Source organism: Psychrobacter sp. YP14, assembly GCF_003209315.1.
Lineage (GTDB): Bacteria > Pseudomonadota > Gammaproteobacteria > Pseudomonadales > Moraxellaceae > Psychrobacter > Psychrobacter raelei.
The window spans coordinates 1596077-1619944 of record NZ_CP029789.1 but is presented as its reverse complement, the minus strand read 5'-3'; the positions used below and the strand labels follow the sequence as shown (position 1 = coordinate 1619944).

The 23868-nt window shown below is 43.6% G+C and carries 18 protein-coding genes; 13 read left to right on the top strand and 5 right to left on the bottom strand.

Annotation, left to right across the window (positions count from 1 at the left end):
• The first annotated feature begins 221 nt into the window (after positions 1 to 221).
• From prfA to ruvB, 6 genes are all read left to right on the top strand, one after another.
• Positions 222 to 1316 carry a peptide chain release factor 1 gene (prfA, locus tag DLE54_RS06730; RefSeq protein ID WP_011960698.1) on the top strand — a complete coding sequence of 365 codons (1095 nt, stop codon included), beginning with the start codon at positions 222 to 224 and terminating at the stop codon, positions 1314 to 1316.
• Between the two features lie 131 nt (positions 1317 to 1447).
• Positions 1448 to 2980 carry a lysine--tRNA ligase gene (gene lysS, locus DLE54_RS06725; protein ID WP_110816671.1) on the top strand — a complete coding sequence of 511 codons (1533 nt, stop codon included), beginning with the start codon at positions 1448 to 1450 and terminating at the stop codon, positions 2978 to 2980.
• Positions 2981 to 3302: 322 nt separating this feature from the next.
• Positions 3303 to 4757 (top strand): hypothetical protein, encoded by a 1455-nt coding sequence (locus tag DLE54_RS06720; protein WP_110817341.1) that lies wholly within the window; start codon positions 3303 to 3305, stop codon positions 4755 to 4757.
• A gap of 130 nt (positions 4758 to 4887) precedes the next feature.
• On the top strand, positions 4888 to 7143 hold the full coding sequence (gene dnaX / locus DLE54_RS06715; protein WP_110816670.1) for a DNA polymerase III subunit gamma/tau: 2256 nt from the start codon (positions 4888 to 4890) through the stop codon (positions 7141 to 7143).
• A gap of 150 nt (positions 7144 to 7293) precedes the next feature.
• The gene (locus DLE54_RS06710) at positions 7294 to 8196 is read left to right on the top strand and encodes a LysR family transcriptional regulator (protein ID WP_041773683.1); all 903 of its coding nucleotides are present in this window, start codon (positions 7294 to 7296) and stop codon (positions 8194 to 8196) included.
• 310 nt (positions 8197 to 8506) lie between these two features.
• Positions 8507 to 9484: a Holliday junction branch migration DNA helicase RuvB gene (ruvB, locus tag DLE54_RS06705; RefSeq protein WP_110816669.1), complete on the top strand. Its 978-nt coding sequence runs from the start codon at positions 8507 to 8509 to the stop codon at positions 9482 to 9484.
• A 114-nt stretch (positions 9485 to 9598) separates the two neighbouring features.
• Here ruvB and DLE54_RS06700 read toward each other — a convergent pair whose 3' ends face one another.
• The gene (locus DLE54_RS06700; protein WP_110816668.1) at positions 9599 to 10726 is read right to left on the bottom strand and encodes a hypothetical protein; all 1128 of its coding nucleotides are present in this window, start codon (positions 10724 to 10726) and stop codon (positions 9599 to 9601) included.
• Positions 10727 to 10860: 134 nt separating this feature from the next.
• Between DLE54_RS06700 and DLE54_RS06695 the strand changes: the two genes are divergently transcribed.
• Positions 10861 to 11397 (top strand): L,D-transpeptidase, encoded by a 537-nt coding sequence (locus DLE54_RS06695; protein ID WP_110816667.1) that lies wholly within the window; start codon positions 10861 to 10863, stop codon positions 11395 to 11397.
• 156 nt (positions 11398 to 11553) lie between these two features.
• On the opposite strand, the gene DLE54_RS06690 is transcribed toward DLE54_RS06695, so the two are convergent.
• Positions 11554 to 13113 carry a CYTH and CHAD domain-containing protein gene (locus tag DLE54_RS06690; protein ID WP_110816666.1) on the bottom strand — a complete coding sequence of 520 codons (1560 nt, stop codon included), beginning with the start codon at positions 13111 to 13113 and terminating at the stop codon, positions 11554 to 11556.
• 348 nt (positions 13114 to 13461) lie between these two features.
• The gene (locus tag DLE54_RS06685; RefSeq protein ID WP_110816665.1) at positions 13462 to 15045 is read right to left on the bottom strand and encodes an isocitrate lyase; all 1584 of its coding nucleotides are present in this window, start codon (positions 15043 to 15045) and stop codon (positions 13462 to 13464) included.
• Positions 15046 to 15606: 561 nt separating this feature from the next.
• Here DLE54_RS06685 and DLE54_RS06680 point away from each other — a divergent pair.
• From DLE54_RS06680 to DLE54_RS06655, 6 genes are all read left to right on the top strand, one after another.
• Entirely contained in the window at positions 15607 to 16596 is a 990-nt protein-coding gene (locus tag DLE54_RS06680; RefSeq protein WP_011960688.1) for a LysR family transcriptional regulator, read from the top strand.
• 184 nt (positions 16597 to 16780) lie between these two features.
• The gene (locus DLE54_RS06675) at positions 16781 to 18178 is read left to right on the top strand and encodes an NAD-dependent succinate-semialdehyde dehydrogenase (protein WP_110816664.1); all 1398 of its coding nucleotides are present in this window, start codon (positions 16781 to 16783) and stop codon (positions 18176 to 18178) included.
• Positions 18179 to 18414: 236 nt separating this feature from the next.
• A complete protein-coding gene (locus tag DLE54_RS06670) occupies positions 18415 to 19194 on the top strand; it encodes an ABC transporter permease (RefSeq protein ID WP_110816663.1) in 780 nt (259 codons plus the stop codon).
• 138 nt (positions 19195 to 19332) lie between these two features.
• On the top strand, positions 19333 to 20289 hold the full coding sequence (locus DLE54_RS06665) for an ABC transporter substrate-binding protein (RefSeq protein ID WP_011960685.1): 957 nt from the start codon (positions 19333 to 19335) through the stop codon (positions 20287 to 20289).
• Positions 20290 to 20337: 48 nt separating this feature from the next.
• Positions 20338 to 21072, top strand: coding sequence for an ABC transporter ATP-binding protein (locus tag DLE54_RS06660; RefSeq protein WP_110816661.1), 735 nt, complete (start codon positions 20338 to 20340; stop codon positions 21070 to 21072).
• Between the two features lie 98 nt (positions 21073 to 21170).
• Entirely contained in the window at positions 21171 to 21824 is a 654-nt protein-coding gene (locus tag DLE54_RS06655; RefSeq protein ID WP_011960683.1) for a LysE family translocator, read from the top strand.
• 94 nt (positions 21825 to 21918) lie between these two features.
• Here the strand turns inward: DLE54_RS06655 and purN are convergent, their stop codons facing one another.
• Both purN and purM read right to left on the bottom strand, forming a co-directional pair.
• Complete coding sequence (gene purN, locus DLE54_RS06650) at positions 21919 to 22617, bottom strand: phosphoribosylglycinamide formyltransferase (protein ID WP_110817340.1); 699 nt, start codon at positions 22615 to 22617, stop codon at positions 21919 to 21921.
• A 1-nt stretch (position 22618) separates the two neighbouring features.
• Positions 22619 to 23710 carry a phosphoribosylformylglycinamidine cyclo-ligase gene (purM, locus tag DLE54_RS06645; protein ID WP_110816660.1) on the bottom strand — a complete coding sequence of 364 codons (1092 nt, stop codon included), beginning with the start codon at positions 23708 to 23710 and terminating at the stop codon, positions 22619 to 22621.
• Positions 23711 to 23868: the final 158 nt, after the last annotated feature.

Genomic DNA, 23868 nt, shown 5'->3' with positions numbered 1-23868 from the left:
ATTTTCGCCAAAATTTGTTATAATTAGCCACTTTGTGTAAGTCGCTACATTTTTATAGCGCAAAGCCTATACAAAGCTTCCTCGTATAATTACCGAAATAATTATCAAAAATCAGTAAACTAATGACCCTAATAAGCTTTCAACCTTAAGCTTAACTATCGATAGTTACTGAAGTATGACCCTATATCTCGTTACTAACTTCACTGAAGAAAAGATTACTTATGAAAGACTCGTTAAGAGAACGCTTAGATCAAATGGTAGACCGCTTTGAAGAAGTGACTGCCTTGTTGTCTGATCCTGATACCATCAGCGATAATAATAAATTTCGCGAGTTATCTATGGAGCACAGCGAGCTGTCAGAGATTACCGCTTTGTGGCAGCGCTATCGTCAGGCTGAAATTGATAAAAAAGATGCACAAGAGATGATCAACGACGCATCAGATCCTGATATGAAAGAGATGATGCAAGAGGAGATTGACTCAGCCAGCCGTGATATTGAGGCGATGGAAGAAGAGCTGAACGTCATGATGCTGCCAAAAGATCCTAATGATAAAGTACCTGCCTTCTTAGAAATCCGTGCCGGTACCGGTGGTGATGAAGCGGCTATTTTCTCAGGCGATCTGTTTCGTATGTATGAGCGTTATGCCTCTTCACAAGGCTGGACTATCGAAGTGCTGTCAGCCAACGAAGGCGAGCACGGCGGATATAAAGAGATTATCAGCCGAGTATCAGGTAATGATGTGTATGGCCGCTTAAAGTTTGAATCAGGCGCACACCGAGTACAACGTGTTCCTGAAACAGAAAGCCAAGGCCGTGTTCACACATCAGCGTGTACGGTTGCGGTGATGCCCGAGGTGGAGATTGATGATACGGTAGAGCTAAACCCAGCCGATATTCGTATGGATACCTTCCGCTCAAGCGGCGCCGGTGGCCAGCACGTAAACACCACCGACTCGGCGGTACGTTTGACTCACATTCCAACGGGTGTGGTCGCTGAGTGTCAACAAGAGCGCAGTCAGCATAAAAACCGTGCCAAAGCCATGCAAATGCTAATCGCCCGTATTCAGCAAGCCAAAGTGCAAGAGCAGGTCGATACTGCAGATGCCCTACGCCGAAACTTAGTGGGTAGTGGCGATCGCAGTGAGCGCATTCGTACTTACAACTTCCCACAAGGTCGTATGACCGACCATCGTATCAACTTAACCCTATATAAGTTAGATGCTATTATGGAAGGCGATTTAACAGAGCTACTTGATGCGTTAAATCGTGAACACCAGGCCGATTTAATGGCCAGTATCGGGGGTGGAGACGATTAATTCACCGCTTTGTTATGATGGTGCTTCAGGCTGATTACGTATTTAACGCTTGAAGCACAGCAGCTAAGCGTGTCAAATTAGTCATTTATCCTTATTACCATTTACCTTTTTGAATAACTTTGGAAACTGTAATGTCTAACCAATCAACGAACGATCAAGATCAAATCCCATCAGCAGAAGATACCAATGACCTGATTGCTCAGCGCCAAGCCAAACTTGACGAGATCAGCGCTGCTGGCAAAATCGCTTATCCGAATCAGTTCAAGCGCACTGATTATGCTGAGGATTTACAAAAACAGTTCGAAGGCATTACAAAGCAAGAAATCGAAGAAAATGCCGCCAATGGCGACAAAACTCAGGTGAGCATTGCCGGTCGTGTGATGCTAAACCGCGGCGCGTTTATTGTTATTCAAGACATGACAGGACGTATTCAGCTGTATGTGGCGCGCAAAGAGCTCGATGAAGACAGCCTAGCGTTAATCAAATCCCTAGATTTGGGTGATATTATTGGTGTGAGCGGCTATATTGGCCGTTCGGGTAAAGGTGATTTATACGTTCATATCGAACAAATTACTTTATTAACCAAGTCTTTACGTCCTATGCCAAATAAGTTCCATGGCCTAGCAGACACAGAAGCACGCTATCGCAACCGTCATTTAGACTTAATGACCAACGAATCTAGCCGCAATACGTTTATGATTCGTAGCCAAGTGATTAGTGGCATCCGTAAATTCATGCTCAATGAACGCTTTATGGAAGTTGAGACCCCAATGATGCATCCCATTCCAGGGGGTGCTGTGGCGCGTCCATTTATTACCCATCACAATGCGTTAGATATGCCATTATATTTACGTATTGCCCCTGAGCTGTATCTAAAGCGTTTGGTCGTGGGCGGCTTTGAGCGGGTATTTGAGATTAACCGTAGCTTCCGTAATGAAGGGGTATCTACCCGCCACAATCCTGAATTCACCATGATTGAGTTTTATCAAGCCTATGCCGATTATAAGGACTTGATGGATTTAACTGAGCGTCTATTTAACCAACTGGCGATGGATATTTTAGGGACGACTGAGCTGACCTATCAAGAAGAAACCATCAGTCTCAAAGCACCTTTTGCTCGTTTAAGCATGACAGATGCCATTGCTCAGTATGCCGAAGGCTTCGATATGTCTAAAGTAGCGGACAGAGATTACCTAGCTGACTATGCTCAAAATGTATTAAAGCAGCAAGTCAAAGAAGGCTTCGGTATTGGTAAACTGCAAACCATTATCTTTGAAGAGACTGCTGAGCATAAGCTGCGTCAGCCGACCTTCATTACCCAGTACCCTGCTGAGACCTCACCGCTTGCACGCCGCAACGATGAAAATCCTGAGATTACTGACCGCTTTGAGTTGTTCATTGGCGGTCGTGAGATTGCCAATGGCTTTAGTGAGTTAAATGATCCCGCTGACCAAGCTGAACGCTTCCATAACCAAGTGGCCGAAAAAGACGCAGGTGATGATGAAGCGATGCATTTTGATGCAGACTATGTCGAAGCCTTAGCTTATGGTCTGCCACCGACAGCGGGTGAAGGTATTGGTATCGACCGTTTGGTCATGCTATTTACAGATGCAGCCAGCATCCGTGATGTGATTTTATTCCCGCACATGCGCATCAAGCACTAAAAGATAAGCGGTAAGTTTGACACTTACCTGCTCAGTGAGTTACTTATCAGACTGACTGAGCACAACCATACAGTGTTTAGTTTAATTAATAGGACTGCTTACTTGGGCAGTCCTATGTTTTTTTAGTAAATAGGTGTCACAAATAGCGAAAACCCTTATCTTCAATGAGATACAGAGCTTACAGTGGCGCTTATACTTGAGTAAAAAATAGCCCAAAATTGCCATAAATCCATTAACACATGTGCAACAGGAATAAAAAAGCGGTATAGTAATAATCGTTGTCTCTTGATTATATATTCACAGTTTAGGTTAAATGGATGTTATGGCAAATTACTCAGCCCAAAGAATAAAAAGTGTGGCGTTAAATAATGATAAAAGACGCTATGCGAAACAGGATTCAGAAGACGCCCCTGAGCCGATTCAGGCAGTACCCACAGTACCCACGACCCCTCGCAATATGAGCAATAAAAGGCCGTTAATTAATCCATTGTCTGAAGGCGGTGCGCCTAAAGTATCCAAGCCGCAGCCTGAGATGGATATACAATCACTTGCTGTGGCAAGCTTTAATTGGTTACAGATGTTTCACCGTACCTTTTTATCGGTTTACTTAATTGCAGACGATGCTTTAGTCGGTGCAGGAAAATTCGACTTTGCTTTTCAAATTGGCAATCAGCGCTTATATGTGCTCACCCACGAAGAAGTAGAGAAGGTTGAAAGTACCAGTGTGTCCAAATCGTTTATGGCGCAGCTAACTCAGCAAGCCGCCACTTATATTAATAAGCGCTATCAACAAATCAGCAGCCGCTTTGAGCTGCCGGTATCGGGTGATGACGGTTTGGCAAATGTGCACTATGTGGGTCTGACTGCCATTACCCTAAACCATGAAGGTAGGGACTATCAAATAGAGCACGAGTTTGGCAGCACTTTTTTTCAAGAAGACTGCGTGCTAGATTTAGATGATGAAAGCCGAGTGATGCAGCTGTTTAGTTTAAATGGCTTTTATCAGATGATAAAGCTGCTGCAGACGCCGAGTGATTTATTAAGCTTCTTTGATTATCACTTAGAACAGTTGGTGAACTTTCATGATTTTTCGGGTGAATACGCCTTAGCACAGCACTTTTTGGCAAGTCCTGCTTTTTTTAAGCGCGCCGTGGCAGTACAGCAACAACTGGTAGAAATTGGTCTACTATCAAAGGTTGAGACCCGCTTGAGTGATATGGTGGCACAGCCTGATAATGCCCAGATCCCAGCTGAGCTTGAAAAAAAGCATGCCGAATTGTCTCAAAAGCTGCAAAGCTATTCTAGCATCTTTCAAAAGCTGTTAAATGGTACGACTAAGCGCCGTCATGACGCTCAAGATACGCTACCTTTACCACAAGTTAAATTGTTGGTCGCTGAGTCTATGTATACTCGCATGAGTATCATCGAAGAGATGATGGCTTATGAGACCCGGTCACAACAAGAGTGTTTAAACGGCTACTTGTGTCATCAACACTCTTATAATGACTTTGGTCATCATTACGTCATTGTGGTTTATGGGCTTGATGCCAATGCTGAGTATTCTCGTCAGTATATTGAACAAAATCATCAAAACTTACTCATGGATATCAATGCTCAGTTACAAGATCCGGCAATGAAAGAGTATTTTATCCTAGGCTTTGACATGTCAAATCATGATGGCAAAGGTAATGTCACGGTACAGATGGATGTGTTTCATCAGTCAGGCTCAGTGATGTCTGATATTGAAAAAAGATATTATCAGCAGGCCCATGCTTAATTAGTATCAGCGGCTGTATACTAGTAGTCTGCTTTTAAGGTAATGTATTAAATCAGTGGCAAGTCACCTAGGTGGGCTTGCCACTTTTAATCCACAATTTTTTTAATCGTTATAGGTTTGGTTGTCTATTATGTCGCAGCAATATCAAGTTTTAGCACGTAAGTATCGTCCAAAGAACTTCCACGAGTTGGTTGGACAGTCACATGTGTCTAAAGCCTTAATTAATGCCATTGATCATAATCGGCTACACCATGCCTACTTATTTACTGGGACTCGCGGAGTGGGTAAGACCACCATCGCCCGTATTTTGTCCAAGTGCCTAAACTGTGAAACTGGGGTAACCAGTACGCCTTGTGGGGTTTGTAGCAGCTGCGTTGCTATTGATCAAGGCCGCTTTATTGACTTAATTGAGATCGACGCCGCCTCTCGCACCAAGGTAGAGGATACGCGTGAGCTTATTGATAATGTGCCTTATGCGCCTACTCAAGGTCGATACAAAGTTTATCTAATCGACGAAGTGCACATGCTCTCAACCCACAGCTTTAATGCTCTATTAAAGACATTAGAAGAGCCGCCAGCGCATGTTAAGTTTTTATTGGCCACCACAGACCCCCAAAAGCTGCCAATCACCATTATCAGTCGCTGCCTACAATTTGTACTGCGACCGTTACCGCAGCAAGCGCTTAGTGACCATATTGCTAATTTGTTGACTCAAGAAAACATTGATTTTACGCAGCCGGCGTTATGGCAGTTGGCCAATGCTGCCAAAGGCTCGGTGCGTGATGCCTTATCTTTAACCGATCAAGCCATTGCGTTTGGTCAAGGTCGATTGACCGATGAGACGGTTAATGACATGTTGGGGCTTATTGATAGTGCAGACTTAATTAGCCTATTACTGGATATCTATCAAGGTAATGCGCCTGCGCTCTCAGCACACATTGAGCAGATGCGGGCGCAGTTGGTCGATGCAGGCAGTATGTTTGATGGACTGGCTGATTTATTGCATCAAATTGCTATGGTGCAGCTGCTGCCTAATGTCTCACTCAACGTCAATGACCTGCAAGCTCAGCAGATTACAGCATTGGCGGCGCAGATTGGTCCGGATGTCTTGCAGCTATATTATCAGATTGTCATTCAAGGCCGTGAGCAGATTAAGCTTGCCAATACACCCTTGCAAGCGCTTGAGATGTGCTTATTAAGATTGCTGGCCTTTAGACCGCTGGCGCTAAATGAAGTGGCGGTGGCGAGCTCAAACACACCTGCGCATAAAGCATCCTCTGACCAGCTGGCGAGTATCGAGATGCAGGCACCACATACTAACGCTGACCAGGCTGAAGATTACTTAACTGAGCAGGCCTTATCCGCCACAAGCACTGAGTCTATGGCGGATACAAATATTGAGCCACAATCGCCTAATGTTAATGATGCTGATATTAATAATACAGCAAATATCGATGTTAAAACCCATCAAGACGATTATCAACTGAGCAGTACATCTGGTGCTGATATCAATCCTGCGTCATTGAATGAAACAGATTTTGCTACCCCATTAGCCTCTGAGCCAACGGCTCAAGATACTAGGCCGCAATTAGAGGAGCAAGCTGTTGATATTAAGGAAGATTCTGATTTTGATGGTGACTATCAAAATAATAGTAATTATTTATCAACTAATACTTCCCTTGAGAGAAAAAGTGATTTAGAATTACGCCTTTCCAAATCGGCGCTCGACTCAGAGCCGCTAATCTCTGTAGACCAGGAAGATCAAGTCAAGACGAAGGACAGTTCATCAGTTACATCATTATCGTCAGCCCAGCCCACTGAAAACTCACATCCGGAAGCCGAACACGCGGCGCCGGTTGATTCAGTGATTTCAAATACTGTTGAACATCAAGATCCGCAGATCACGTTATCTGCTGAGGATCCGCGTAGTCTATTAAAATGCCCGGAGCAAACTTTAGAGGGCGAGTGGACCCCAGATAAATGGGACTATTGGTTACAAACCGCTCGTGAATCAGGTGCCTTGGCGCAGGATCAGCTGGCAATGGCCCGACAAGGGGTTATGACTGGTGAAATTAGTGGTCGTAGCGAGTTTAAAGTTGCCTTTGATACCAAAAACATGCAGAGCATTTTTCAGCATTTGGCCAATCATTTGACGCAGCAATTTGGGGCACAAGTATCGATTGCCATCGATACCTCATTAAGCTCGGAGCAAGCTGAGCTTTTGCCACAAAGCAGACAAAAAAATCGTGAAATTCAGGCCAAAAATTATGCTCAAGAGCTCATCACTAACAGTCCTGTGATGCAGCGTCTTATCCATGACGCACAAGGGAAAATAACCAGTTTGAAGCTTTTTGAGGTCGAAAAAAACCCACAAAAAAATTGTTAATTTGTTCTGAATGCATTCTGTAATAGTCTTACACAAAAAGTAAACCTAAAAAACTAAAAAAGTAGGCATTTGTCTGTAATTTCTCAACAATTGTCTACTTAAATGAAGTATACTGTCTTGCTTAAATTACATAGTTAGGTGTTAAGAATGATGTTAGACAATTTACGAGGAATGGCGGTTTTCGCCAGTGTTGTCGGCCATGGTTCATTTAGTGGAGCCGCTCGACAATTAGGTATCACTACCAGTGCAGTGAGCCAACAAATTCGCTCTCTTGAAAAAGATTTGGGCGTAGTACTGTTACACAGATCGACTCGTAAGCTTAGCTTGACTGAAGCTGGTGCAAGCTTTTATGAGTCAGCCAAAGATGTGGTAACTGCTGCAGACCAAGGGCGTATCAAAGTCAACCAATTGCGTGATGAGCTAGCAGGCAGTCTGCGTATTGCAACGACGCCAGAGTTGGGTGTTAACCACATCCTTCCCGCTCTATCGACTTGGATGTCAGCTCATGATGACTTAAGTATCTACTTCCTAGCAGATAACCATTATATCGATATGATTGATGAGCGCGCGGATATTGCTATTCGTATGAGCCCACAAATCAAAGATAGCTCGGTAGCTACTTATCCATTGGCTGAAGTTAAGCAGATGCTTGTGGCTTCTCCGCACTATCTAAGACAGCACGAAAAAATCACTAAACCAAAAGATCTGGCCAACCATCAGTTAATTAGCATTGACTTGATGAAAGATCCTAATACGCTAGATTTTAGCAGCATCGAAACCGGTAAGAAAAACCGCGTTAAGATCACCTCTAGAATTCAAACCAATAATGTGTTTTTAGCAACAACCTTGGCAAAAGAAGGCCATGGCTTAGTACGTGTGATGTCTTTAGATGTGCAAAAAGAATTGGCTTCTGGTGAGCTAGTAGAAGTCATTCCAGAATATTCACTACCTCATTTCGTTTTATATGCAGTTACTTTAGATCGCGAGCAACAACCGGCAAAAATTACCCGTTGTCTTGAGGTTTTAAAGAAGCATTTTCATGCTGCTGCCTAGTCAATAGACACAGTCAAGCTTAAAAGATAAATCTATATTATATAAAAGGTTCTTTCTTTTTAAGTCTTACGCTATAGTAATGACTTGCGATTATTTATTGTATATCGTAAGTTGTTACTAGAGCGTAATTTTTTTGTCTGTGTGTTTTGTTTTTAGAATATGCGCTTTCGAGTATGTTGAACGATCCTAAGACGCCAGTTTTATGAAACTTATTCACTTACGTTTTAACCCTCAGTGAGGGATGATGTAACGCTCCTTTTAAGCAGGCTTAGCTTGCTCTCTTTTTTGCAAAATTGAATGTAAATATCTTATGGAAAATAGACTTATAAATCCTGTAGAGCGGGTGGATGATAGCGTAGATAATAATATTCGCCCCAGTACATTGGCAGAATATATTGGTCAGCCGGTGGTGCGTGAGCAGATGGAGGTTTTCATTGAAGCGGCTCGTAGAAGGAATGAGGCGTTAGACCATACGTTAATTTTCGGGCCTCCGGGTCTGGGTAAGACCACTTTGGCCAATATTATTGCGCGTGAAATGGGCGGAAATCTTCGCTCCACTTCAGGTCCGGTACTTGAGCGTGCCGGTGATTTAGCAGCTATGCTCACTAATTTGGAAGAAGGCGATGTGCTTTTTATTGATGAAATCCATCGTTTAAGCCCGGTGATTGAAGAGATCTTGTATCCTGCCATGGAAGACTTCCAGCTTGATATCATGATAGGTGAGGGGCCAGCAGCCCGTTCTATCAAGCTTGATTTGCCCCCCTTTACTTTGGTAGCTGCCACCACACGTGCCGGCCTATTGACCTCGCCGTTAAGAGATCGCTTCGGTATTGTACAGCGCTTAGAGTTTTATAATATTGAAGACTTGACGACTATTGTTAGCCGTTCAGCGCGTCTGATGAATGTGGTGATGACGCCTGAAGGGGCGGTGGAGGTGGCACGTCGTTCACGAGGCACACCGCGTATTGCCAACCGTTTGCTGCGCCGGGTACGTGACTATGCTCAGGTGAAATCAAATGGTGAGGTAACTGGTGATATTGCAGACAGTGCACTCGATATGCTGGCAGTGGACAGACGCGGTTTAGATCATCTTGATCGCCGCTATATTGAAATGGTACATGCCCGCTTTGATAACGGTCCAGCAGGTGTAGAGGCCATTGCTGCGGCGATGGCTGAAGATAGAGGCACTCTAGAGGATGTGATTGAGCCTTATCTTATCCAACAAGGCTATGTTCTACGTACTGCTCGTGGCCGAGTACTGACTCAAATGGCCATTGATCAGCTCTAAGCGGCAGTCATATCCAGATATAATAAGGACAAGCTGATTAGACTTGTCCTTTTTTATGCCAGGTTACGCAGTGCGTACCGCTATTGAACAACAGTAGAATAAATAGTAGGGGTGCTAATCAGCTGTAGTATCACGTACTTGTATCTGAGTAGAGGGGCTCGGGGTTTGCATCATTTTAGATTTTTTATACTGATATTTTCCCACAGCCATAAGTCCTAAGCCGCCAATTACAATCACCAATAAGATAATCACAGGGTTTTTCCAAAAAGCGGTAGAGGATGTAGGCTCAGTAGAGTTAGAGGCAGAAGCGAAAGCCTTTTCTTCTTTTTCTTTGTCCATAAAAATAAAGTTGACAAAGGGGCGAGAGGGAGGCTGGATCGGTTCAGGCGCAATTTTTAAGCGATTGCGGCTAAGGTAAATTTCTGAGATTTTAGCCAACTGTAGCATCCAGCGCTGATAAGGCAGGGCGATATTATCCATTGCACAAAAGGTGAGAATATCACTTTTATTAGCAGTATCCACAATAAGCGGCTCATTACTAGGCACAGCAGATGGCTGGGTTGTGCGTCCAATGACTTTGGCATAATGTGGCATCTGATCTAAGCTTAAGGTGGGGGTGGCAGCGGGTAGCTTATAACCGGTGATTGAATGCCAGTCAGGGTCAAAATCTGGTATTTGATAGGCGTAGGTGTCACAGATATGTTGTGCAGAGGCTAGGGCAGCCTGGTCACGCTTTAACCACAAAAACTGCGGCTGCTGCTTAAACCACTGATCAAGATCTGCGGCATCTAGATGAGCAAAATCTGCCAATATGGCAATTTCACGTAGACACAAGACGCTCAGCGCCGACAGTAAAGGTCGAGCTTGACCGGGCTTAAGTTGAGCCTGCTCGGCTAATTTGTGACACACAGCGCGCTGGATATCACTTGAGGAAAACAAGGCTTCGCTGACATTTTGGCCGTGTTGCAAAGCGCTTTGCATCGTACGGAAATTAAAAGCATTATACTTGCGCAGCTCTTTGATTTGACTGCGGTTTAACAGTTTTTTTAGAACCGCATCCGCACCTTGTAGTTGGTTATAGGCCAATAAGGCGCTAATCACTGCTTGAATGCCTTGCTCGATAATAATTCGGGCTTGTGGCAAAGAGATCGTGCCCAAATCTGCGAATATCGCATCTATAGGCAAGGTGTCTTTAATAAGAAAGTCATAAAGTGATACACGGGTTGGGACAAGTGCTGTCATGAGACCTACAAGTTTGCATAATTTGCAGTTATCATAAGGGGGATTATACTCAGTTACAAGTCCTTATATAAGATGTCAGCTTATCACAATTTTAGTTTTGTAAAGTTTTTATTCTAATAATCAGGTGACCTGTTATGCCTACTTTAAAGATGGTCGAAAAATCTACCTCAAGAATCACGGTCAACATCGCTACGCAGACTTTGGCTTTTTATAACCCAAGCTTTGATGCGGTACGTCCGCAGCGCATATTCTCTGTATCTACTGCCAAAAACGGCATCGGCAGCTTAGAGGGCACAGGATGTACCCCACTTGGTAAGCATTATGTTGCCAGCAAAATTGGCGATCAAATGCCAATCAATAGCGTGTTTGTGGGCCGCTTGCCAACTGGTGAAATTTATCATGAGCAATTGGCACAGCAGCACCCAGATAGAGACTGGATACTGAGCCGCATATTGTGGCTTAGTGGCTGTGAACAAGGGATAAATAAGGGCGACAATGAGCAAGGCTGCTGTGATACCTATCGTCGCTACATTTATATTCATGGGACGCCAGATACTGAGCCAATGGGCGTACCTATGTCCCATGGCTGTGTACGCATGCGCAATGAGGATGTGATTTGGTTATTCGATCAGGTGCAAGAGGGTATGCCGGTAGATATTATTGCTAAATAATAATGGGTTTTGTCAGCTTATAAAAAATGCTCTTATTGCTGCTAAAGCCTAATAAGAGCATTTGTGGTTTATGCTTATGTTTATGTTTATGTTTATGTTTATGTTTATGTTGAGTGAACTAAGCTAAGCTAGCTTCGCCAACTAGGGTTTTACAGACTACCAAAACTTAGGCGCGTCTTTGATGCTTTTAAGGCTTTGAGCGCATTGATTAGCGGCGTGTACCTCTTGCGCACTAAAGTAGCCCACAGCGAACCAAGCATTGGGGTCTTGCTGTGCCTTTTGACCATAAAAGTATTGTCCCACGATATCATCGTTATACTCTCCCAATATCTCTTGTGCAGGCTCTAGATACTTTAAAAATGCCTTGGACTTTTTGTCCTTATAAAGCGCAGCGGTAAATTCACTGACATAACGCAGGCTTTTTAAGCGCTTTCTGACGTCATGCTGAGCGTCAGTAGATAAACTGGCAAACTGATCGCTTGCTTGGCTAATCTTGGTATATAAGGCCTCTAATAGCTCAGAGGTGGCTTGCTGAGTGCTTAATTTTGCTGGGTTCTTTTTTGCGCCCTTAGTCTTACTGCCCGTCCCACTGTGCTTTATTAGGGGGCGATCTTTTTTGGCAGGACTCATGGTATATTCAATCAGTTCTAGCAAGGTAATCTGAAAGTCATTAGCACGTACCGCATCGATGGGTTTAATGCGGATGGCAGCCCGTTCCTCAGACCAATCTACTGCCGGACCGCCTAGTTTTTCAAGCATAGGCTGAGTGCGGGTTTGTAGCAACTCGCGATCTCGATAATCACCCAATAAGCTAAAGGTTTGCTTAAGGATAGGTGCCCACTCAGGGTTAATTTGAGAGGAGAAGTCCTTAAAGAATCTCAAAGCGGTACGCAATCGACGGATACCCACTCTTAACTGGTGTACATGCGCGCCATCGGTACTGCCATCAGCAATAGCACTGGCATTAGGCAGAATTTGGATCATACAGTTATGCACCACAGCACGCAGAAACTGTGGCTGACTCATTTTTTTATGCACAGCCAATTGTCGTAAATCAGCTTTTGTTGCTTCAGCATGCTGCTTGCCGGCCAGCAGCAGTCCACCACGTTCAGCTTTGGTTACCGTTGATAAGCACAGGTTGTAGCGTCGGCACCACGTCTTAGCCGTTTCAAATAAAAAATGCACATCGCCTTCAATCAGCTCAAATTCAATTTCATGGATAGGCTGGCTGATTTGAGAGTCTTCTCCGTGTATCACTCTGCCTTCATCGTAAGCAAGCTCAATGGTGCTGTCGTCTTTTTTGATTAAGCGGGTCGTGCGCTGTACCTCTGTGATGTATTGGCAGGCTAGGGCATCAGTGGTGGGCCGGGTATCGGGGGAGGCTACGAGCTGAGTAATATCTAAGGTATCGTAAAGTGATAAATCAGGAGAGAGGCTATCTGTTGCCAAAGCTTCAGCGACCATTTGACTGTCTAAGACGTTATTTTGCTCACCGCGTGAGGCCATACCATCGCCATTAGACTTTAGAGTCTGCACCCAGCGATCGCCTTCTTTGCGTATTCTTAATGCCATACCATTGGCAGCCAAAACTTGATCTGGCGTGTCAAAATAATGGGCGGCGAGTAAGGAGGTGAGAGAGGATTTAACTTTGGTCTGACGCATTAGGCCGTCTAATCGATATTCTGGCACTAAAAACTTAAGCTCAATTTCTTGCATGATGTGTCCTCGAGTCTAAACTCATAGAAGCAGTTATAAAAATAGTTATATAAGTAATTATTGTGGTTAATAATTTTTGTAAGGGTAGGGCTATAAAAAAGAAGCTATTTATTCAATATCCTAGGATATGTTAGACACAATAACAAGCGGATTAACGTGACAGATTGATGACAATGTCTGTAAGCATCATCATAGCTCAAAAGAGCATAAGAATTTAGACAATGAGGGCAGTTTGTATGTACTTTAAGCGCCTAGGTTCATAAAAAAAGTCGCTCCAACCGAGGTTAGAGCGACTTTGTTAATGATGAACGAAGCGTCTTTTATAAAGAGCTTTGGTCTAAAGAGTTCTTAGAACTGGTTCATTGTGTTTTTCTCGCCGCCAGCTTTAAGTGCGTTGTCACCAGAGAAAATCTCTTTGTGATCATCACCTAAGTCTGAACCAGCCATTGCTTGGTGCTTAACGCAAGAGATGCCTTCACGGATTTCTTTACGTTGTACGCCAGCTGCATAAGCAAGCATACCGTCTTCACCGAAGTAGCCTTTAGCAAGCTCATGAACGCTAAGAGCTGTGGTGTGGTAAGTTGGTAGCGTGATTAGGTGATGGAATACACCCGCTTCACGTGACGCATCTTTCTGGAAGTTCTTCGCAGCTTGGTCAGCAGCAGCGTCAAGCTCAGTACCATCATAATCAGCACTCATCAAGTTGTTCTTGTCGTATGCTGAGATGTCTTTGCCTTCTTCTTCCCACTGAGCAATCACTTGCTTACGGAAGTTTAGCGTCCAGTTGAATGATGGGCTGTTGTTGTATACAAGCTTCGCTTTAGGCTGCTGCTCTTTAATACGGTCAACCATCATTTTGATGTGTGCAACGTCTGGCGTTGGTGTTTCGATCCATAGAAGGTCAGCACCATTTTCAAGAGCGGTTACACAGTCAAGTACAACGCGGTCGATGTTGGTATCTTCACGGAACTGATATAAACCGTTTGCTAGACGAACTGGGCGAACTAATTTACCGTCACGCTTTAATAGTACGTCGTTTTCTTTGGCATCAGCGATGTCGATTTCTTCAACGTCGATGAAGTCGATGTATTTAGAAGCAAGGTCGCCTGGCTCTTCAGATACTGGGATCTTTTGAGTAAGTGAGGCACCTTCAGAGTCGGTACGGGCAACGATAACACCATCATCAACGCCTAGCTCTAAGAATGCATAACGGATAGCGTTAAGCTTAGAGATGAAGTCTTCATGTGGTACAGTGACTTTACCGGCTTGGTGACCACATTGTTTGGCATCAGATACTTGGTTTTCGATCTGGATAGCACAAGCACCCGCTTCGATCATGGCTTTAGTTAGTAAGTAAGTTGCTTCTTCGTTACCGAAACCTGCGTCGATGTCAGCGATGATTGGCACTACGTGTGAATCAAAGTTATTGATTTTTTCTTCGATTTCAGAAGTATCTTGACCGGCTTCTTTAGCAGCGTTAAGCTCACGGAAATAATCGTTTAATACTTTCGCGTCTGCTTGGCGTAAGAAGGTGTAGATTTCTTCGATTAGCGCAGGCACCGTTGTTTTTTCGTGCATTGATTGGTCAGGTAAAGGGCCAAGCTCTGAGCGTAGAGCCGCTACCATCCAGCCTGATAGATAGATGTAGGTTTTAGCAGTCGTACCGAAGTATTTTTTCTTAGCATACATAGTTTGTTGTGCAACAAAACCATGCCATGCGCCTAGAGACTGAGTGTACTTAGATGTATCTGCATCATACTCTGCCATATCTTTACGCATGATAGTAGCCGTGTATTTAGCGATATCAAGACCGGTTTTGAAGCGGTTTTGAACCATCATACGAGCAGCATCAGATTCGCTGATATTCTGCCAGTTGCCATGCTTTGCTTTAATTTCACGGATATGGTCAATAGCTGATTTATAAGTTGACATCAATTGTCTCCTTGATTGAGGATGGGTTAGGCGAAATAAATACTTCTTACTACTAGATGTTGAACGGTTAGATAAAGAAGTTTTATTTAACTCTCTTTAAAATATGAGGTTAAGGCTAAGAAGTTAGCAGTAAACCTCGATATGCGGTTATAAAACTTGTAAATGTTTGTTTCTAAAGAAAATCTTTTTATCGTTCTTGAACGTTATTACAGATTATCTGAAGTTATAGTGGTTAATCACTATGCCCTTAACACTTGATAATCACTATAACCACATTAGGGTAATTTATCTAGTTTATGAAGGTTATCTTGGGTATTTATTTAAATTATAGTACAATGGTAGAAACGGTTTACAGCCGATTTTGAGCTATAATAAGAGGCATTAATAAATGATTGTGCCGCTATTTTTTTATCAATTAACTTCAAAAACCTAAGTTTTGGGCCTGATTATTGCAACCTGTGCCAGTTGACCGTATTGACGTTAAAAAGTTTAAAATTTTCGCCAAAAAGCCTAAAAATCGGCAACCCAAAAGCCAAAACCATACCAATTACAGAGAGTGTTATGAACCTACAAAGAGTCGATTTAAATTTATTGGTAAATTTAGATGTGTTATTGCGTGAAAAGAATGTGACTCGCGCCGCTGAACAACTGGGCATCACGCAGCCTGCCATGAGTAATATCCTACGCCGCTTGCGCAAGCTGTTTAATGATCCACTTTTGGTACGCTCCTCTGAGGGAATGACACCGACTGAACGAGCCTTAGAATTACAGCCCAGAGTGCGTGAAATCTTGGCTGAATTGACCCAGCTTCTTGAGCCGCGTACAGAGTTTAGACCCTATAGTACCTCTCGTGTGTTTCGGATTATGACCTCAGATTATGCTGAGGCGACTTTGGTCCCTCGTCTGGTAAAAGCGCTGCGCTCAGAGGCGCCCAATGTGATTTTGGACTTTTTGACGCCCTCTGATGTCTCTTATCGTGATATGGAGCAAGGCCGTGTGGATCTGGCGATCAACCGTTTTAATGAGATACCGCAAAGCTTCCATCAGGTACTGGTTTGGCGAGATACTTTTAGCTGCCTATTGTCGGCAGAGAGTCCTTATGCGCACCGCTTTAACTTAAAGAATTATTTAAAAGCGCAGCATGTTTGGGTATCCAAAACAGGTATGGGCGTAGGCTTTGGTGTGAATCCAGATAAGTCAGGTGGTCTTGGTTCAATTGATCAGGCTCTACAGCGCTTGGGTCAAAAACGTCAAATCAGTGTGTTTACCCGTCACTACCAGATGCCGGCAATGCTTGCTGCCAATAAAGACTTGATAGCGACCTTACCAACACGAGTGGCACGCATGCAAGCGACCAATGACAGCATTGTGTTAAAAGAGCCGCCCTTTTTTATACCTGAATTTGAACTGACCATGGCTTGGTCACCTTTATTGCAGCATCATCCTGCGCATCGCTGGTTACGCCAACTTATTATGCATGTGGCGCGTCAAGTAGTGGCCGATGAAGAGGCCAAAGAAGATGACATTCCGATGATTAGTCATTTGTTCTAAATTAGATTTATGTTTCGGTTAGTTTGATTAACATATCCCACACAGTTATTAACATCCTCATAATGCTGTAAGTCATTGACCCTGTTATGCTATTCAATGCAGTCGGTAAGCGAGAAGCAATCGACGAGCGAAAAGTACATCAGCTGATAATGACAATCGCATAAATATAAAAAGGATAAATAACATGTCAGATATTACAACTATAAACCCAGCCACAGGCGAAGAGATTACCTCATATGACTATATGAATGAGTCGCAAGTTAATGACATTATTGATGCGTCACACGAAGCTTTTTTGAAATGGCGAGAAGTGTCTACACAAGAGCGCGCTAAGGTCATCAACTCCATTGGTGAAAAGCTCAACGAGTATAAAGAAGAGCTAGCAAAGTTAATGACACAGGAGCGAGGTAAGACCTATAAGCACAGCTTACAAGAAATTGATCTGTGTAAGAGTATTTGTGACTTTACATCTGCCCAAGGCGTAGCGGCACTGGCGGATGATGAGCGTGAGCTTGAAGGACTCAAAAAAGGTATCGTTACTTATCAGCCCATTGGTATCATCTATGGTATCCAGCCTTGGAACTATCCTGCTTATCAAGTGTTCCGCTATACCATTGCAAATTTAATGGCAGGTAATAGCATTTTATTAAAACATGCTTCGAATGTCACAGGTTCTGGATTGCTTATTGAAAAAATTATACATGAATCTGATTTGCCTAAAGACTTATTTAGAACCTTGTTAATTAGCCATGATCAATCTGGCAAAATTATTGAAAATAAAAAAGTTCGTGGTGTCACCCTGACCGGTAGTGACAAAGCAGGTGCTGTCGTGGCTCAGCAAGCTGCAAAAGTGCTTAAGAAAACAGTGATGGAGCTCGGCTCAAACGATGCGTTTATCGTCTTAGATGATGCAGATTTAGATTTAGCAGCCACCACCTGTGCTTATGCAAGACTGTATAACAATGGTGAGACCTGTGTGGCAGCTAAGCGCTTCGTGGTAGTGGATGCTGTGTATGATAAGTTCCGTGAGCTATTGATTGAGAAGTTTAAGGGTTATAGCGTAGGTGATCCTATGCAGGATTCTACCGATGTCGGTCCAATGTCAAGCTCAAGTCAGCGTGACACACTGCAAAAGCAGATGCAAGAGAGTATCGATAAGGGTGCAAAAGTGGCTTATAGCAGCGAGCTTGATGAGAGCCTGCCCAAAGAAGGTGCTTATCATCCGCTGGTAATTTTGGAGAATATCTCTGAAGATCAGCCTGCTTATAAAGATGAATTATTTGGTCCTGTGGCCTCGTTAATTCGTGCCAAAGATGAAAAAGATGCTTTTCGTATTGCCAACGACAGCCGTTATGGTCTAGGTGGCGGTGTATTCTCAAAAGATGAAGATAAAGCCATCCGTCTGGCCAGCCAATATTTTGATACAGGTATGGTCTATATCAATGGTTATAGCCTAGTACATCCAGGTCTGCCTTTTGGCGGTGTGAAAGATTCAGGCTTTGGTCGTGAGCACGGCGGCTTTGGTATGAAAGAGTTTGTTAATATCAAAGCGTTACATGTGGTGGGCAAAGCTCCCGCTTAAGTCTAAATAGACCGTCTTTTATTTTTAATGTGTCATCAGGTCCTTGGTAACTGTATTACCAAGGACTTTTTTATGGATTAAGTATTTTTATATTTAAACTTAAAAGCCAATGGCTTAGTCTGATACTATGAATTATTAATGCATCTTACAGCAATTATTTTGCTAGAATTCTAATCGCAATGACATGCCATTTTTTTGCCTTGATTTTAAGCAAGTTTTTCTTGAGAACCCAGATAATGACACTCAACCAAAAAATATTACTAGTGGGCAAGCAAGCATTGACTCTTATCAAAAGCCACGTGTTAGTGATTTTGATATTGTTGGTGTGGCAACTGTGCGTACAGTTTGAGGTTATTCCAGATTATCTGCTGCCCTCACCCTTACAAATTGTTCAAGCCTTTATTGAGGATTTTGGGTTATTGATGGAACATGCTAAATATACGTTGGCCACAGCCATTATTGGTACCACCATTGGTCTGATTGTAAGTTTTGTACTCTCTATCTGCATGGATTTATCAAAAACCATCAGGGATTTGGTCTATCCGGTGATTTTGCTCAATCAGACCATTCCCACTATTGCCATTGCGCCTTTGCTTATTATTTGGCTTGGCTACGGCATTACCCCTAAAGTGGTGTTGGTCATTTTAGCGGTATTTTTTCCCATAACCATTGCTTTAATTGACGGCTATCAATCGGTGAGCCGTGAGCACTTAAATTTGTTTAAATCGATGAAAGCGTCAACGTATCAGCTATATCGTCATTTAAAAATTCCTTCTGCCATGGGCTCTTTTTTTACCGGCCTAAAAGTGGCGTTATCTTATGCCCTCATCTCAGCGGTGATTGCAGAATGGCTGGGTGGCTATCATGGGCTGGGTGTTTATATGACCCGAGTGCGTAAGTCTTATGATTTAGATAGCATGTTTGCGGTTATTTTTTTGATTAGTTTTCTAACCATTTTATTGATTGCACTGGTTAAGTGGTTAGAAAGACGGGTTCTAAGACACAATTATTTATAATGTTTTTTAATAAAAATGACTTTTAAAAACAATTCAAAGCTTACTGGTCAAGCTACTTAAAGAGGATTTATAGTGTCTATTTTAAGCATAAACGGTTATAAGCACAGTCGAAGTTACTCAGTGATAGGGCTGATGTTAATGGCAATTATGGCGCTAAGTTTAATGGCCTGCCAGCCAAAAGAGACATCTACAAAGGCAGCTTCAGACACAACAGATGCGCTAACTCAAGTGGTTATCTCATTAGACTGGGTGCCCAATACCAACCATACGGGTCTGTATGTGGCACAAGACAAGGGGTATTTTAAAGAACAAGGTCTTGAGGTCCAAATCGTACAGCCGAGCGAAGACAGTGCTTCAACTTTGGTGGCCAATGACAGAGCTGATTTTGGGATTTATTTTCAGCCCAATATGGTCAGTCGTTTGGAAAAAGGTGTACCCATTACCGCAGTAGCGGCAATACTACAGCATAACCCAGCAGGTTTATTGTCTTTGAAGTCGTTGGGTGCCAAGTCTCCAAAGGACTTAAATGGTAAACGCTATTCTACTTGGGAAGACCCGATTGATGATGCCACCGTGTCGCATATTGTGGGTAACGATTTGGTAAAAATTCCTGGTGAAGCAACCGATGCCACTGTGGCACTTCGTATGAATCAGTTTGACTATATCTTGGCTTATTATGGCTGGGATGGGGTTCATGCCAAGTTAAAAGGTGTGGACACTAACTTTTTCTTCTTAAGAGATTATGAGCCTATCTTTGATTATTATGCGCCTGTGGTAATTACCAATAATAAGCTACTTAACAGCAATCCACAACTGGTTAAAAAGACGCTAGCGGCCATGAAAAAAGGCTATATTTATGCGGCTAAAAATCCAGAAGAGAGCGCGAATATCTTAATAAAATATGCGCCTGAGACTAATAAAGAGCTTGCGCTTGCCAGTCAAAAATACATCTCAAAACAGTATCTAGATGACGAGGGCGACTGGGGTAAGTTTGATTATGATCGCTGGGATAGGTTCTATGACTGGGTGTATAAACAAGGTCTTATTGATAAGCCTCTGCCACCACAGGCAGGTGTCAGTAACGACTATTTATAACTTTGGGTTTGTATGGCTTAGCGCTTAAGCTGCTGTGAGTGACGTATTATGGATAAAGTCTTGGTATTAGAAGGTATTAGCCACAGCTTTGGCGATAAGCCCATTTTTGACAATTTAACGATGTCAGTGGCTAAGAATGATGTGGTGAGTATTGTCGGTGCCAGCGGTGTGGGTAAGACCACTTTGTTTAACATCGCAGCTGGCCTATTGACCCCAAGCTTGGGCAAGGTGTTTATTAATGGGGTGGATACCACAGGGCAGGCGGGTACAGTCGGCTATATGCTACAAAAAGATTTGCTGCTGCCGTTTAAGACGGTGTTTGATAACATTGCTTTGCCTTTGACCTTGAGGGGCTATAGCAAAGACAAGATAAAGCAGATTGTGACACCGCAGTTGGCACGTTTTGGCTTAGAAGGTTTGGGAGATCAGTATCCACAGACCTTATCGGGTGGTCAGCGTCAGCGTGCAGCACTCTTGCGCACTTATTTAAGTGATAACCCAATTATGCTACTCGATGAGCCATTTTCAGCCTTAGATTTTGTGACCAAAGATGAGATGTATCACTGGTTTAGTCAGCTACAAAAACGCTTAGCGTTAACCTGTCTCATCATTACCCATGATATTGATGAGGCGATCTATTTGTCTGATCATCTGTATGTGTTAAAAGGCACGCCGGCTCAGTTAACCGAGCAATTTGCTATTCCTAAGCATGACGGGTTTTTGGACAGCGAAGAGTATTTGATGTTAAAAAAGCAGATTTTAACGGCCATTCAAACCCTCTAAGTTTTGGCGCATGACTTCAAGGTAAACACTGCTTGAGCTCATGCTCTAGGCTCACGGATGCCCCGTACTTTGTGATACTAAGCTAAAAGGATGTAATAATGTTTGGGATTGAGAATTATTGGGGGTTTTTGGCGGCAGGCTTACTGCTTAACTTGACGCCAGGTGCGGACAGTTTATACATCATCATGCGCAGTATTTCACAGGGGTCTAAGGCCGGCGTCTTTTCAGCCTTGGGTATTACCTCAGGTATCTTGGTACATACCTTATTGGCAGCTTTGGGACTGTCTGTGCTGCTGTCACGCCACCCAATGGCATTTAATATGGTCAAATATATCGGTGCTTTATACTTGTGTTATCTGGGTATCCGATTATTATGGCCCAAAAAGCGTGCACAAGTCGCTGAGCAGTTAGCAGAGGATATACCTAGCCGAAGTAGGGACAGTGTCAATGGTTGGCAAATCTACAAGCAGGGCGTGCTCACCAATGTGTTTAATCCCAAGGTGGCGCTGTTCTTTTTGGCTTTTTTTCCGCAGTTTATCGATGCCAACTATGGGTCTGCTATGTTGTCTTTTTCACTATTGGGGCTAAGCTTTGCTGCCACAAGTTTAGCTTGGTGTATCAGCTTAGCACTGTTGGCTGCAAGATTTAGTGAGCAGTTGCGCCAAAACCCCCGTATCGAAACCGTACTCAATAAGATAAGTGGGGTGGTTTTTATTGGTTTGGGTATCCGACTGATGGGCGCCAAACTTTAAACGCACTGCTTTAACATACCAAGTTTTAGATAGATAGACATAACAAAGCCCAAATCTATAGATTTGGGCTTTGTTGTTATATTGAAGTGGCAAGTTAGCTGTCTAGCCAAAGCTTTAAGGGCAGTTCAGGCAAATAAGCGGTTGCTGCTGTTTGCTCATTGATGGCCTTAATGTCTAACACCCCATGGGCAATCAGTAATATGGTCCAAGGCAAGACTTGATGCTCAAGCTTTTGTACGCGGGCTTGTAGCGCTTGAGCTGACTCACTGTGATCCACAGCCAGCATGGCTTGAGTCAATACTTGACCCGCATCTAATTCAGCCGTTACCACATGAACGCTGCATCCATGATGGACATCGCTTGATTGTAAGACCCGCTGATGGGTATCTAAACCCTTATACTTAGGTAGTAAAGAGGGGTGTAGATTAATCATAGGAGCAGGCGAGCTACTAATGAAGTCATCGCTTAACACACGCATAAAGCCTGCCAGTACCACTAAGTCTGGTTGCCAATCGTTAAGCTGGGCGCTGGCATGACGCTCAAAAGTTTTAATACCCATGCGCTTGCCGGCATTCTCACCTTCAGTAATGTGTGAGAATACCGCTGTAGCGATCCCCGCTTGCTGTGCACGGGTCACCGCATAAGCGTCTTTGACATTACTAATGACACCGACAATCTCGATGGGCAAACTACCGGCCTGCATGGCATCAATCAGGACTTGCAGATTGCTGCCACTGCCTGAGACTAAGACGGCAACTTTTAAGGGGTTGGTAGATACAGTAGATACCGACATATTAGGCGTAAACCACAGCATCATCTGTACGCTCGATGATGTCACCAAAGATAAAGGCTTTCTCGCCAGCGTCATTTAAAATATCAACGGCTTGATTGGCCACATCTGCAGGTACGACGACCACGAAGCCTACGCCGCAGTTAAAGGTGCGGTACATCTCAGATTGCTCGATATTGCCATGTTGTTGTAACCAGTTAAATAGCTCAGGCATCTGCCAGCTTTGAGTATCGATTTTTGCGGCTAATGCCTCTGGCAGTACGCGAGGCAAGTTCTCTGTAAAGCCGCCACCAGTGATATGTGACATCGCATGTAGTTTACTATTACCCAGTGCTTTTTGTAGTGCTTGGATAGATTTTACATAGATTTTGGTAGGTGCCATCAGAGCGTCAGCCAGTGGCTTACCGTCTAAAGTCTCATCGGTGTTTTCGATATCCACACCGCTGACTTCAATGACTTTACGAATGAGTGAGTAGCCATTTGAGTGCGCACCGCTTGAAGCAATACCAATCATCACATCGCCCGCTGCTACGTTATCTCCTGTGATTACCTCAGACTCTTCTACCACGCCAACACAAAAACCGGCCAAGTCGTAATCTTCGTCTTGATACATGCCTGGCATTTCAGCCGTCTCGCCACCGATGAGTGCACAGTTTGACTGTTTGCAGCCTTCACCAATACCGCCTACCACAGACGCGGCAGTGTCCACGTCAAGCTTACCTGTGGCATAGTAGTCTAAGAAGAATAAAGGCTCAGCACCGCATACCAATAGGTCATTAACACACATGGCCACCAAGTCGATACCTATGGTGTCATGACGATTTAATTGCAGGGCAAGCTTAAGCTTGGTGCCCACACCATCTGTGCCTGACACCAATAAAGGTGACTTATAGCCTGTAGGGATACGGCACAGTGCGCCAAAACCACCCAAACCGCCGACAACTTCTGGGCGAGTGGTTGACTTGGCAACAGATTTAATGCGTTGTACAAGGGCATCACCTGCATCAATATCTACACCAGCGTCTTTGTAGCTCAGTGAAGTGGGCTTATCTTGAGTGGATGAGTTAGCAGATGCATTAGAATTTGGATGGCTCATGGTAGCAGCAGACCTTAATAAGCGAATGTATGAATAAAAAAATATGAAGGTAGGATAACCAGTTTAACCAATCTGCTCAGCGCATTTTGACAAATACCAATTACCTGGTGGCATTATACGCAAAAACGCAAGGCTGGCAAAATTTAACAGCCCCTAAT